The following is a 13203-nucleotide window of genomic DNA, read 5'->3' as shown; positions in this document are numbered from 1 at the left end:
TCAGATGGCGGCGGGCGGGATGAGCCCGTCGCCACCCGCCATCGGCGTGGTCTGATTTGCCGCCATCGGCGTGGTTTCGCCCATCGGCGTCTGATGCTGCAGCACGACGACGCGGCTTCCCGCCGGCACGCGGCTATAGAGATCGATGATATCCTGATTGAACAGGCGCACGCAGCCGCTCGACACCGCCTTGCCGATCGACCACGGCTCGGACGTGCCGTGAATGCGGAAGAGCGTGTCCTTGCCGTCCTTGTGGAGGTAAAGCGCGCGCGGCCCGAGCGGATTGGTCAGGCCCGGCTCCATGCCACCGGCCCATTTGAGGTTCCGTTCCGGCTCGCGCTCGATCATGTTCTGCGTCGGCGTCCAGCGCGGCCATTCGGCCTTGCGGCCGATGCGCGCCGTGCCCTCGAATTCGAGCCCCGCCTTGCCGACGCCGATGCCGTAGCGCATCGCCATGCCTTCGCCCTGCACGAGGTAGAGGAAGCGGTTCTGCGTATCGATGACGATGGTGCCGGCCGGCTCCATCGTCTGATAGGCCACCTGCTGGCGGAAATATTTCGGGTTGACGCGGCTGATGTCCATCGCCGGCAGCGGGAAGCGCTCGTCCGGATGCGGCCCGTACATGGCGACATGCATCGGGTCCGGCCCTTTCTTCTTCACCGGCAGCGCGGTGGTGGCGCAGCCGGCAAGCGTTGCGGCAAGGAGGAGAAGCGAAAGGGCGCGGGACACACACATAAGGGCACCTGTATCTGGAACTGCACTGCGGCCTTTGCGGCCTTCGGCCGGGTCTTCAAAGGCAAAGGGGGCGAGGGCAGGGCGAGAAGAAAGCGAAACTGTGGCAACGGCTTAGGTGTTGCCATACGGCCACGCGCGGTTCCGTCGCAGGCGCGCGCCGTCCCTGCATCCGGCCTTCCTTCCCGTTCTCCGCCGGCGGGCCGGGCCGTGCCTGTCGCGCTTGCTCCCGCTTCGCCGACAGCGTAAGGCTTTGCCATGCAATGGAGTGATGAAGCCATCGTTCTGGGCGTTCGGCGCCATGGCGAGACGTCCGTCATCGTCGAGGTGATGACGCATGGGCGCGGGCGGCATCTCGGCATGGTGCGCGGCGGCCGCTCACGAACCATGCAGCCGGTGCTCCAGCCGGGCAATTCCGTCGACGTGACCTGGCGGGCGCGGCTCGACGAACATCTCGGCGAGTTCCGCATCGAACCCCTGGAGCTGCGCGCCGGCCGCCTGATGGAGACGGCGACCGCCGTCTATGGCGTGCAGGCCATGGCGGCGCTGCTGCGCTTCCTGCCGGAGCGCGATCCCCATCCCCATCTCTACGAGGCGCTTGCCGTCATTCTCGATCACCTGCACGAGCCGGCCGATGCGGGCGAACTGTTCATCCGCTTCGAGCTCGCCGTGCTGAACGACCTCGGCTTCGGCCTCGATCTCCTCGAATGCGTCGCCACCGGCAGCCGTCAGGATCTCTGCTACGTCTCGCCGAAATCCGGCCGCGCCGTCTCGCGCGCGGCGGGCGCGCCCTGGGCGGACAAGATGCTGGCGCTGCCGGCCTTCCTCGGCGATGAAAGCCGCCATGCCGCCGATGCCGCAGCCCTTGCCGACGGCTTCCGCCTGACGGCCTTCTTCCTCAACCGGCACGTCTGCGAGCCGCGCGGGCTGGAACTGGCCAGCGCCCGCGAGGGCTTCGTGCAGGCGGCGCTGAAGGCGCTCCATGCGTCGAAGAACGAGCAACAGAAAGAGAAGAGCGCATGACGGTCGAAATCTATCCGGGCCTGACGGTCGGCGGCATCGGCACGCTGCCGCTCGACGTGGTGAAGCGCGACGGCGGTTTGCCGGTGCTGCGGGCCATGCTGGCCAACGAACTGCCGGCCCCGTCCATGGCCAAGACGCTCACCTTCAGCATGACCGAGGTGGAGGAGGGGCGCGTCGTCTTCGCCGGCATGCCCTCCGCCGACTATCTCAATCCGCTCGGCACCGTGCATGGCGGCTGGACGGCGACGGTGATGGATTCGGCCCTCGGCTGCGCGGTGTTCTCCGTCATCAAGCCGGGTGAGGCCTATACGACCATCGAGTTCAAGCTGAACCTCGTGCGCCCCGTCCTGCCCGGCATGGGCGAGGTGTTCTGCGAGGGCAAGATCGTCCATCGCGGCCGCACCATCGCCACCTCGGAGGCCTGGCTGCGCGACGGCAAGGGCAAGCTGCTCGCCCATGGCACGGAAACCTGCGCCATCTTCCCCATCGAAAACCTGATGCGCTGACCGGCGAAGAGATCGCCGCGCCGAAACGTCCTCCAATTTGGCGTTTGGAAAAAACCGGGTAGTCTGCGCCCGGATCGTGCTGTCTGGAGTCGCAATGCTCGAAATCCTCTCCCTGATCGCCATCGGCGTGGCGCTCTACACGCTCGTTGCCGCGCGAAACAGCCACCACAAGCTCGGCGACGAGTTGATGCGCCTCAAGGGTGAGGTCGATGCGCTGAAGGCTGCCGGCATCGCGCTGCCGGCGGAGACCGTGGCGCAGGTCGGCGTGGACGCGGCGGAAACTGCCAGCGCGGAAGCCCTCGATGCGGACACCCTCAGGCAGGACCCGCCCGCGCACGGCGCCCTCGAAGAGCCGGCGCCCGAAGCCTTCGACAGCCCCTGGGCCGCGGCGAGCGAGGCGGCGAGGGGCCGCGTGATCTTCGGCGGCGCGCCTGCCGGGCCGGCCGAAGCTGCGGCCGCGACGGACGTCAGCGCCGCCAGCACGACGGCGGACGCAATCGCCGCCGCCCCCGCAAAACCCCGGGAAAGCCTGGAAAGCCGCATCGGCGCACGCTGGGCCGTCTGGGTCGGCGGCATCGCGCTGGCGCTCGGCGGCATCTTCCTCGTCAAATATTCCATCGAGGCGGGCCTCTTGAACCCGGCCGTGCGCCTGTCGCTGGCGGCTCTCTTCGGCCTCGCGCTGATGGCCGTCGGCGAGGTCCTGCGCCGCCGTACCCAGCCGCTCATCGCCAACGCCTTCCAGAACGCCATGATTCCCGGCGTGCTGACCGCCGCCGGCGCCGTCACGCTCTTCGCCGTGACCTATGTCGCCCATGAGTTCTACGGCTATCTCGGTCCGCTGACGGCCTTCGCGCTGCTGGCCGCCGTTTCGCTCGCGACCATCGGCCTGTCTCTTCTGCACGGGCAGGCGCTCGCCGGCCTCGGCCTGCTCGCCTCGCTGCTCACGCCCGCGCTCGTCTCGACCAACGATCCGAGCCCCTGGGGGCTTTTCGGCTTCCTTGGCGTCGCCTGGCTCGCCACCTTCCTCTCCGCGCGCATCTGCCGCTGGCAGGTGGTGCCGGCGCTTGCCAATGCCGGCATGGCGCTCTGGGCCGTGCTCTATCTCGCCGGCGCCGACGTAGTGGATGTCGTGCCGGTGCTGACGGCCCTTGCCGTGCTGGCGCTCGGCCATGGCTTCGTCTGGCCCGGCGGCCTCGTGGCGGAGGAACCGCCGGTTCCGGCGGAAAAGCCCATCGGCGCGCTCGACCGCCTGCTGACCCCGCCCGCCATCGCCGTGTCGATCACCGGGGCGCTCGCCATCGCTTTCCCCGCGCTGGTGCTGGCGCGCAGCGTGCCGGCCGTCGCGCTTGCGGACTACGGTTTCGTCTTCCTCGTGCTGGCGCTGGCGCTGCTTGGCGCGCTGCGCGGCTGGGCGATCTATCCCGCGCTCTTTTCCGCCATCGTGGCCATGACGGGCGCCGTCACGCTGATCGCGCTGCCGGGCGGCGGCCTCATCGATGCGCTCGGCACGCTCGCGCCGCCGACGCTGGAAGGCACCGCGCCGATTGCGGTTCTCGGCCCCGTGCCGGTCGACCTGATGCTGGCGCTTGCGGTCGTCTATGCCGCCATCGGGCTTGCGGCGGTGCGCCTGCGCGCGCCGGGTTCGCCCCTCTATGCGGCGATCTGGAGCGGGCTCGCGCCGGCCGTGCCCTTCGCGATCCTGGCCATCAGCTTCCTCAACACGGGCAATCTCAGCTTCGACCTGAAACACGGTCTGCTTTCCATCGCCTTCGGCCTCGTCTTCTTCGTCGCGGCGGAAGCCTTTTCCCGCGAACGGGGTGAGGAGGATGGCCTCTTCATTCCGCAATGGGCGCTGGCTGCCGGCGGCTTTGCCTTCCTTCTGCTGGCGCTGCACGCGCTGACGGACGGTCTTGCCACCACGCTCGGTATCGTCGCGCTCGGCACGGCGGCCGTGTTCGCGACGCGCCTGCGCCCCTGGCCGGTGCTGCCCTGGCTGATGGCGGGCGCCGCCGCGGTCGTTGCCGGCCGCATCGCCTGGGAACCGACCATCGTCGGGGCGGCGAACCTTTCGAGGACGCCGGTCTTCAACCAGCTTCTTGCCGGCTACGGCATTCCCGCCGCGCTGCTGGCGCTTTCGGCCTTCGAACTGCGCCGCTGGCCGGGCCTTCGCATCCGCAACCTCATGCAGGCGCTCGCCAGCCTCTTCCTGCTGCTGACGGCCGCCATCCTCGTGCGCCATGGCATGAATGGCGGCGTGCTCGACAGTTCCGTGCCGACGCTCGGCGAGCAGGCGACCTACACGCTGCTGGTCATCGGCGCCTCGGCCATCATGATGTCGCTCGACCTGAAGTCGCCGAGCCCGGTCTTCCGCTACGGCTCGATGGTCGTCGGGGGCCTTTCCGTCCTGTCGGTCCTGCTTGCCCATTTCATCGGCCTCAATCCGTATTTCACCGGCGAACTGCTCGGACGGTGGCCGGTGCTCGACCTGCTGCTCGTCGGCTACCTGCTGCCCGGCATCGCCTATGGCGGCCTTGCCTTGTATGCGCGCGACCGGCGGCCGTTGCCCTATGTGATCATGCTGGCGCTGGCGGGCGTCGCGCTGGTCTTCGCCTGGTTCACGCTGTCCGTGCGCCGCTACTGGCACGGCGAGAACATCGCCGACTGGAAGGGCTTCCTCCAGCCGGAGACCTATACCTATTCGGTCGTCTGGCTGCTGCTCGGCGTGCTGATGCTGGTGATCGGCTCGAGGGTCGATTCCAAGAGCCTGCGCCTTTTCTCCGCCGGCCTCGTGCTGATCACGGTCATCAAGGTCTTCCTCATCGACATGGCCAATCTGGAAGGCATCCTGCGGGCGCTCTCCTTCATCGGCCTCGGCGCGGTGCTGATCGGCATCGGCCTGTTCTACCAGAAGATCCTCTCGGGCCAGAATATCCCCTCGGGAAAGTCCGGGACGGGTGAAAAGGCGGAATTGAACGCCGAGGCGTGACGGGGTAGGTCTCGGGTGGTTTCACCTTCGGATTTCCCATGACCTTCGCCTGCCTCGCCGCCGCCTTCTCGCCCCTCGGGGACCTTGCCGAACGCCTGCTGCCCCAGGCCTTTTCGGCCGATGACGGTTCGCACGACGCCGCCCATCTCATCCGCGTGTGGAAGAACGCCCGGCGCATCCAGGCGGAGGAGGGCGGCGACGTCAGGCTGCTCGCCGCCGCCGTGCTGCTGCACGACTGTGTGGCGGTGGAGAAGAATTCGCCGCTGCGCGCCGAGGCCTCGCGCCTTGCCGCCGAAAAGGCCTCCGGCCTGCTTGCTGCCGAGGGCTGGAGCGCCGAGGACATTTCGGCCGTCGCCCATGCCATCCTGACGCACAGCTTCTCCGCCAATCTTGCGCCCGGGACGCTGGAGGCGAAGATCCTGCAGGATGCCGACCGGCTCGACGCGATCGGCATGGTGGGCGCGGCGCGCTGCTTCTACATTGCCGGGCGCATGGGCAGCGGCCTTTACGATCCCATGGACCCGCTCGGCGAGAACCGCCCGCTCGACGACAAGGCCTTCGCCATCGACCATTTCGAGGTCAAGCTGTTCAAGCTGGCGGATGGCTTCCAGACCGCGGCGGGCGCGCGCATGGCCGGGGAGCGCACGCAGCGCCTTCGCACCATCCGCGATATGCTGCTGGATGAAATCTGAAGAAAAACATGCTTTTGTGCCGCCGGATTGAATCGCTCCGGCAGGGCGTTGAATCGAACTTTCAGGAAGGGTCGTCGCATGAAGATCGAGGGGCTGAACATTCATCCGCTGAAGAGCGGCCGGGCCATTCCCGTCGAAAGCGCCACCGTGCGTCTCGACGGCCTCGCCGGCGACCGGCGCTTCATGATCGTCGAGCCGGACGGCCGCTTCATCACCCAGCGCGAACTTCAGGCGCTCGCCCGCGTCGAGGCGACGGCGGTGGGCGACAGCCTGCATCTCGAAATGGAAGGGCGCCAGCTCTTCGCCAGCTTCGAGCCGGAGGATCGGCTTGAAGTCTCCATCTGGGACACGCCCGTCAATGCCGCCGTGGCCGATGAGGCGGTGAACGAGGTGCTGTCCGACTGGTTCGCCCGGCCGGTCAAGCTGGTGCACATGGATGCGCAGGCCGCCCGCGCCGAGGGTGAGGAATGGGCCGGCACGCCGGCCCCCGTGGGTTTTGCCGATGGTTTCCCGGTGCTCGTCACCACCACCGGCTCGCTTGCCGATCTCAACCGGACGCTCGCCGAAAAGGGCCAGGAGCCGGTCGGCATGGACCGCTTCCGCACCAATATCCTTCTTTCCTGCGACGAGCCCTGGGCCGAGGACCTCTGGGAGGCCATCGAGATCAACGGCATCGTCTTCGATTTCGTCAAACCCTGCGCCCGCTGCATCATGACCACGCAGGACCAGATGACGGGCGAACGCATCGGCGGCAACCCGATCCAGGGCCTCGCCGAAAAGCGCATGTCCGCCGACCGCCGGGTGCCCGGCGTGCTCTTCGGCTGGAACGCGGTGCCGCGCGCCGAGGGCGAAATCCGCCTTGGCGATATCGTGACCGTGGTCAAGACACGTGGCGAGCGCTGGCCGATGAAGGTGCGGGGATAAGCATTTCCAGCCGAAGCGGTCTCGCTTCGGCGTCGGACAATGCGGCAGGAACATGCTGATCCTTGCAGCTTTGGGCTCTCCATACTATGTATATCCCATCGGGATATCACGGAGGATGGAGCATGGCCAATTCGACCGTATTTACCACCAATCGCAGTCAGGCGGTTCGTCTTCCCAAGGCCGTCGCCTTTCCGGAGGACGTGCATGTGGTCGATATCATCAAGGTCGGCCGCAGCCGGATCATCGTTCCGCAGGGCCACCGGTGGGACGATCTCTTCCTGAACGGGCCGCGCGTCAGCGATGATTTCATGAACGAGCGGGAGCAGCCGGCAGCGGAAGAACGCGAGTCCTTCTGATGCTGACCTACATGCTCGACACCAATATCTGCATCTACGTGATGAAGACCTATCCGCCCGCCGTGCGCGAGAAGTTCAACGCGCTGGCGGAGCAGCTTTGCATATCGAGCATCACGCTCGGCGAGTTGCACTACGGTGCAGAGAAGTCGGCGCGCCGCGCCGAAAACCTGCTCGCGATAGACCATTTCGTGGCGCGCCTGGAGGTGCTGCCCTTCGGCGACAAGGCCGCGGCGCATTACGGACAGGTTCGCGCCGAACTGGAACGGGCGGGCACGCCCTGCGGTCCGCACGACATGCAGATCGGCGGCCATGCCCGCAGCGAAGGCCTGATCGTCGTGACCAACAATCTCAGGAAGTTTGTCCGCATGCCGGGGGTAAGGACCGAAAACTGGCTGTAGCCGGCCCCTACCGAAGGGGTGTCACACCCATCCCCGCCGCTTGAAATAGAGGAAGGGCATCAGCGCCGAGATGACCATCAGGCCGACGGCATAGGGATAGCCGAGATGCCATTGCAGCTCCGGCATCACCTCGAAATTCATACCATAGGCGGAAGCCACCAGCGTCGGCGGCAGGAAGACGACCGAGGCGACGGTGAAGATCTTGATGATCTGGTTCTGCTCCAGATTGATGAGGCCGAGCGTCGCGTCGAGCAGGAAGTTGATCTTGCCCGACAGGAAGGCCGCATGGTCGCCGAGCGAGGCGGCGTCGCGCTGCACGAGCTTGACCACTTGGCGGATTTCCTTCGACGGGCGCCGCTGCGGGTTTTCCACCGCGGCATGGTAGGCGACGAGACGCGCGATGCTGACGAGGCTTTCGCGCACGCCGCTGAGGAAATCGCCCTTGCGGCCGAGCTGGTCGATCAGCGCCTCGAGGTTGCGCGTCTTCTTGCCGGACGAGCCCTTCTTGCCGCGGAAGACCTCGCGCGAAATGCCGTCGATCTCGTTGCCGATCCGCTCCAGCACGTCGGCCATGCGGTCGATGACCGACTCGATGATGCCGAGCATGACGTCTTCGCCGCTCTCGTAGGAATGGCCGTTGCCGCGCAGCGCCCGGGTGCAGAAGGTGGCGAAGGGCTTTGCATCCGCATGGCGCACCGTCACTAGCGTCGGGCCGCGCAGGATGAAGGTCACCGGCGTCTTGGCCGGCTCGTCGCCGTCGAGATTGGTCAGCGCTGTCATGGTCATGAAGGACGCGCCGTCCTCCTGGTAGAGGCGGGCGGACAGCTCGATGTCCTCCATTTCCTCCCGGGTCGGGATGGAAAGGTGCAGCGCGTCCTCCACCACCTTCACCTCGTCGGTGGCGGGCGTCAGGAGGTCGTACCAGAGGGCAGGGGAGATCGCCTGCTCGATGGCCGGGTTGGAAATTTCGCGCAGGCAAAAGCGGTCAGCCTTGCGGGCATAGATCTGCAGCATGCTTCACTCCTTGGAGGGCGTTCTCGCCGTCCGGAGCAAGGCTTGACGCTGCTACCGGACAGGTCGCTCGAAGGCTCTCGATTGTCGACTGTCGGGGTCCATTGATCTTATCCGGTTGAGGGGCGGCACCGTGTGACGCCTGACGTGGACATGCGCCTAAAATCCTGCGCCGTCAAGCACATCCGCCGGCCGCTTGAATCGGTTTGTCCCATCAACGGCGCTGATCGCCCGGTCAATTAAATTCGCTTTTGTTAATCCATCGAGCGACGTAGGTTTCGCGCACTGACTTCGGGAGATGCTCATGTCCGCCCCATCCACGATTGCGGCCCCGGCCGCGAGCCGGCCGATGCCCTGGCTCATCATTCTCGCCGGCTCGCTGATCGCCGTGCTCACCTTCGGCCCGCGCTCGGCCATGGGCTTCTTCCAGTTGCCCATGCTGCAGGACACCGGCTGGGACCGCACGACCTTCGGCCTTGCCATGGCGTTGCAGAACCTTGCCTGGGGGCTCAGCCAGCCCTTCTTCGGCGCCATCGCCGACAAGTTCGGCACCTGGCGCGTGCTGCTGATCTCGGGCCTCGTCTATGCGCTCGGCCTCTTCCTCATGTCGCTCGGCACCTCGCCGCTCTGGCTACATGTCGGCGGCGGCGTGCTGGTGGGCCTCGGCGTCGGCTCGGGCTCCTTCGGCATCCTGCTGTCCGCCTTCGCGCGCAATGTCACGCCGGAGCAGCGCTCCATGGCCTTCGGCATCTGCACGGCGGCGGGCTCGGCCGGCATGTTCCTCTTCGCGCCGCTCTCGCAGGGGCTGATCAGCGCCTATGGCTGGTCGGACAGCCTCGTCTATCTCGGCGTGCTGATGCTGATCGTGCCGCTCGTCGCCATTCCGCTGCGCGGCAATTCCTCCTCCGGCATCACCGCGGCCAGCGAATACAAGCAGACGATCGGCGAGGCGCTGAAGGAAGCGCTCGGCCATCGCAGCTATCTCCTGCTCGTCGCCGGCTTCTTCGTCTGCGGCTACCAGGTCGCCTTCATCACCGCGCATTTCCCGGCCTATCTCGGCGATATCGGCATCGATGCGCGCTATGCCGTCATCGCGCTGGCGCTGATCGGCTTCTTCAACATCATCGGCTCGCTCGCCGCCGGCTTCATCGGCCAGCGCTACTCCAAGCCCTACTTCCTCGCCTATATCTACCTTGCCCGCTCGGTCGCGGTCTCGGCCTTCATCCTGCTGCCCAAGTCGCCGGCCTCGGTCATCGCCTTCGCCATCGTCATGGGCCTGCTGTGGCTGTCCACGGTGCCGCCCACCAACGGCCTCGTCGCCATCATGTTCGGCACGAAGCATCTCGGCCTGCTTGGCGGCATCGTCTTCCTCTCGCACCAGATCGGCTCGTTCCTCGGCGTGTGGATGGGCGGTTATCTCTACGACCATTTCGGCACCTACGATCCCGTGTGGTGGCTCGGCGTGGCGCTCGGCATCTTCGCCGCCGCCGTGCACTGGCCGATCCAGGAAAAGGGCGTTGCGCGCCCGGCCATGGCCTGAATTGACGTTGCGCGCCGCCCGAAGGAAATCGGGCGGCGCGCCTTGCAAAGCGTCACAAAAGTTTCTAAATCTTAGCCACCGGCCAATGCCGGTTTTGTTTTACGGCTATTATGCTCAAGATGAGCAAAATAGCGAAGCCGCCGGGGAGGCGGTGAAAGAGGAGGGTGTCATGACCGTTCTGGCCCAGCATGCGGCGGCTGGCGAGGCCGCGCGTCCGCGCAGCGCCGCCGAGCGCTTCGGCGTCGTCGAGAGACCGGACCTCACCTTCACGCCCGAGATCGCCCGCGAGACCGAGCACCTCTACGAGAAGGTCAAGCAGTTCATCCCCGCCTTCGAATGGCCGGTCTATGCGCCCTATGTCGCCGCCATCAACCGGCTGAAGAAGGAGCGCGGCGCGGTCATTCTCGCGCACAATTACCAGACGCCGGAGATCTTTCACTGCGTCGCCGACATCGTCGGCGATTCGCTGCAACTGGCGCGCGACGCCACCCGGGTGGACGCCGAGATCATCATCCAGTGCGGCGTGCACTTCATGGCCGAGACCTCGAAGCTGCTGAACCCGGAAAAGACCGTGCTGATCCCGGATGCGAAGGCCGGCTGCTCGCTGTCGGAATCGATCACCGGCGCGGATGTGCGCCTGCTCAAGCAGCGGTATCCGGGCGTGCCCGTCGTCACCTATGTCAACACCTCGGCCGATGTGAAGGCGGAGACGGACATCTGCTGCACCTCCTCCAACGTTCTTGCCGTCGTCGAGAGCCTGGAGAGCGACACGGTGCTGTGCATTCCCGACGAATATCTCGCGATGAACGTCGCCAGGCAGACCAAGAAGAAGATCCTGACCTGGAAGGGGCATTGCGAGGTGCACGAGCGCTTCACCGCGCAGGAGCTTCTCGCCTACAAGGAATCCCATCCCGGCATCGAGATCATCGGCCATCCGGAGTGCCACCCCGACGTCATCGCCGTCTGCGATTTCGCCGGCTCCACCTCGGGCATGATCAACTATGTGAAGGACAACCGTCCCGCGCGCGTGCTGCTCGTCACCGAATGCTCCATGGCCTCCAACATCCAGGCCGAGCTGCCGGACGTCGATTTCGTCAAGCCGTGCAATCTCTGTCCGCACATGAAGCGCATCACGCTGCCGAAGATCCTCGACAGCCTGGTGAACATGACGGAGGAGGTTCTGGTCGATCCGGCAATCGCCGACCGCGCCCGCCTCGCCGTCGAGCGGATGGTGAACCTGAAGCAGTAGTCGGTGTGGCCCGTGGCCACGCCTGAAGGAGAAGGCAGCGCGACGACCGGACCGACCGGTCCTGCCGAGAGCCTGCCTCACCCGCCGGAGCCGCTTGCCGGCGACGGTGGTGAGGATGCAGGCTGGCAGGGGAGGAAGGATCGGGGCGCCGGCGCGCCGGAGGAGAGACAGATGCCCATCGACAGTTTCCGCCCGCAATCCTGGAACGGCATCGACGATATCGTCATCGTCGGCGGCGGCCTTGCCGGCCTGTTCTGCGCGCTCAAGCTCGCGCCGCGCCCCGTCACCATTCTCGCCGCCGCGCCCATCGGGCAGGGGGCGTCCTCCGCCTGGGCGCAGGGCGGCATCGCGGCGGCGATGAGCCCCGGCGACACCTTCGACAAGCATGTCGCCGACACGCTGGAGGCCGGCGCGGGCATCGTCGACGAGAAGATGGCGCGCTTCATGGTCTCGGAGGGGCCGGCCCGCATCCACGATCTTCTCGAATATGGCGTGCCCTTCGACCGCGATCTCGAAGGCAAGCTGCTGCTTTCCCGCGAGGCCGCCCATTCCGAGCGCCGCATCGTGCGCGTCAAGGGCGACATGGCCGGCAAGGCCATCATGGAGGCGCTGATCGCCGCCGTGCGCAAGACGCCGTCGATCCGCGTGCTGGAAGGCTATGTCGTCGAGGAACTGGTGCGCGAGGGCCGCTTCATCTCGGGCGTCGTGGCGCGGCCGGATGCCGGGCAGGCGAAGAACCGCGTGCATTTCCCGGCCCGCGCCGTGGTGCTCTGCTCGGGCGGCGTCGGCCATCTCTTCGCCGTCACCACCAATCCGGTGGAGGCCTGCGGCCAGGGTGTCGGCATGGCCGCGCGCGCCGGCGCGATCATCGCCGATCCCGAATTCGTGCAGTTCCACCCGACCGCCATCAATATCGGCCGCGATCCCGCCCCGCTCGCCACCGAGGCGCTGCGCGGCGATGGCGCGCATCTCGTCAATTCCGCCGGCCACCGCTTCATGCTCGACATCCATGCCGACGGCGAGCTTGCTCCGCGCGACATCGTCTCGCGCGGCGTCTTTGCCGAGGTGCAGGCCGGCCGCGGCGCCTTCCTCGATTGCACCAAGGCGGTTGGCGCGCATTTCCCAGAGATGTTCCCGACGGTCTACGCCTCCTGCAAGGCCGCCGGCATTGATCCGGTCACGCAGCCGATCCCCGTCGTGCCCGCCGTGCACTACCATATGGGCGGCGTTCTGACGGATGCGGAGGGCCGCACCTCCATCGACGGCCTGTGGGCGGCCGGTGAGGTCACCTCCACGGGCGTGCACGGCGCAAACCGCCTTGCCTCGAATTCGCTGCTCGAAGCGGTGGTTTTCGCCGCCCGCATCGCGGAGAACATCAAGGGCATGCTGCCCGAACCGAAGATCAACGACTGGGGCAAGAATGCCGGTGAGAGCGACGACCTCGTGACGCTCGAGGACAGCCCGGCGCTGACGCGCCTGCGCCGCATCATGAGCGATCATGTCGGCGTCATCAGGACCCGCGAGGGCCTGAAGGCCGCGATCCGCGAGATCGCCGTGCTGGAGCGCGAGAACAGCCGCATGCGTTTCCACAACATCGTCACCACGGCAAAGCTCATCGCCGCCGGCGCCTATCTGCGCGAGGAAAGCCGCGGCGGTCACTTCCGCTCGGATTTCCCGGAGCAGAAGGCGGCCTGGAAACACCGCACCTTCCTCACCCTCGCCGATGCCGACAGGGTGGTGGCGGAGCTTGCGGAAACGGCGGCGGCGTGAGCGATTGGCAAAAATT

Annotated in this window: 12 protein-coding genes; 10 read left to right on the top strand and 2 right to left on the bottom strand. The window is 66.7% G+C overall.

Going from position 1 to position 13203, the window contains the following annotated elements; translation table 11 throughout:
• A complete protein-coding gene (locus V8U06_RS06240; RefSeq protein ID WP_427139926.1) occupies positions 1-735 on the bottom strand; it encodes a L,D-transpeptidase in 735 nt (244 codons plus the stop codon).
• Between the two features lie 255 nt (positions 736-990).
• Here V8U06_RS06240 and recO point away from each other — a divergent pair, with 255 nt between their 5' ends.
• The 7 genes from recO to vapC all read left to right on the top strand — a co-directional run bounded on the left by recO (position 991) and on the right by vapC (position 7617).
• The gene (gene recO, locus V8U06_RS06235) at positions 991-1755 is read left to right on the top strand and encodes a DNA repair protein RecO (RefSeq protein WP_427139925.1); all 765 of its coding nucleotides are present in this window, start codon (positions 991-993) and stop codon (positions 1753-1755) included.
• Positions 1752-2261 carry a PaaI family thioesterase gene (locus V8U06_RS06230; RefSeq protein ID WP_226919811.1) on the top strand — a complete coding sequence of 170 codons (510 nt, stop codon included), beginning with the start codon at positions 1752-1754 and terminating at the stop codon, positions 2259-2261. Before recO ends, V8U06_RS06230 begins: the two co-directional genes overlap by 4 nt.
• A 94-nt stretch (positions 2262-2355) precedes the next feature.
• Entirely contained in the window at positions 2356-5247 is a 2892-nt protein-coding gene (locus V8U06_RS06225) for a DUF2339 domain-containing protein (protein WP_427139924.1), read from the top strand.
• 38 nt (positions 5248-5285) lie between these two features.
• Complete coding sequence (locus V8U06_RS06220; protein WP_427139923.1) at positions 5286-5939, top strand: HD domain-containing protein; 654 nt, start codon at positions 5286-5288, stop codon at positions 5937-5939.
• 78 nt (positions 5940-6017) lie between these two features.
• Positions 6018-6863 carry an MOSC domain-containing protein gene (locus tag V8U06_RS06215; protein WP_427139922.1) on the top strand — a complete coding sequence of 282 codons (846 nt, stop codon included), beginning with the start codon at positions 6018-6020 and terminating at the stop codon, positions 6861-6863.
• A 122-nt stretch (positions 6864-6985) separates the two neighbouring features.
• Positions 6986-7219, top strand: coding sequence for a type II toxin-antitoxin system VapB family antitoxin (vapB, locus tag V8U06_RS06210; RefSeq protein ID WP_427139921.1), 234 nt, complete (start codon positions 6986-6988; stop codon positions 7217-7219).
• Positions 7219-7617, top strand: a complete 399-nt coding sequence (gene vapC, locus V8U06_RS06205; protein ID WP_427139920.1) for a type II toxin-antitoxin system tRNA(fMet)-specific endonuclease VapC — start codon at positions 7219-7221, stop codon at positions 7615-7617. Before vapB ends, vapC begins: the two co-directional genes overlap by 1 nt.
• 21 nt (positions 7618-7638) lie before the next feature.
• On the opposite strand, the gene V8U06_RS06200 is transcribed toward vapC, so the two are convergent.
• Positions 7639-8631 (bottom strand): magnesium transporter CorA family protein, encoded by a 993-nt coding sequence (locus tag V8U06_RS06200; RefSeq protein ID WP_427139919.1) that lies wholly within the window; start codon positions 8629-8631, stop codon positions 7639-7641.
• Between the two features lie 301 nt (positions 8632-8932).
• Between V8U06_RS06200 and V8U06_RS06195 the strand changes: the two genes are divergently transcribed.
• From V8U06_RS06195 to V8U06_RS06185, 3 genes are all read left to right on the top strand, one after another.
• Positions 8933-10168 (top strand): MFS transporter, encoded by a 1236-nt coding sequence (locus tag V8U06_RS06195; protein ID WP_427139918.1) that lies wholly within the window; start codon positions 8933-8935, stop codon positions 10166-10168.
• A 169-nt stretch (positions 10169-10337) separates the two neighbouring features.
• Positions 10338-11417 carry a quinolinate synthase NadA gene (nadA, locus tag V8U06_RS06190; protein ID WP_226919804.1) on the top strand — a complete coding sequence of 360 codons (1080 nt, stop codon included), beginning with the start codon at positions 10338-10340 and terminating at the stop codon, positions 11415-11417.
• Between the two features lie 171 nt (positions 11418-11588).
• On the top strand, positions 11589-13187 hold the full coding sequence (locus tag V8U06_RS06185; protein WP_427139917.1) for an L-aspartate oxidase: 1599 nt from the start codon (positions 11589-11591) through the stop codon (positions 13185-13187).
• Positions 13188-13203: the final 16 nt, after the last annotated feature.

The organism is Shinella sp. G-2 (assembly GCF_050172695.1).
GTDB lineage: Bacteria > Pseudomonadota > Alphaproteobacteria > Rhizobiales > Rhizobiaceae > Shinella.
Note: the sequence above shows the minus strand (reverse complement) of the source record. Positions and strands in the feature narration are given on the sequence as shown.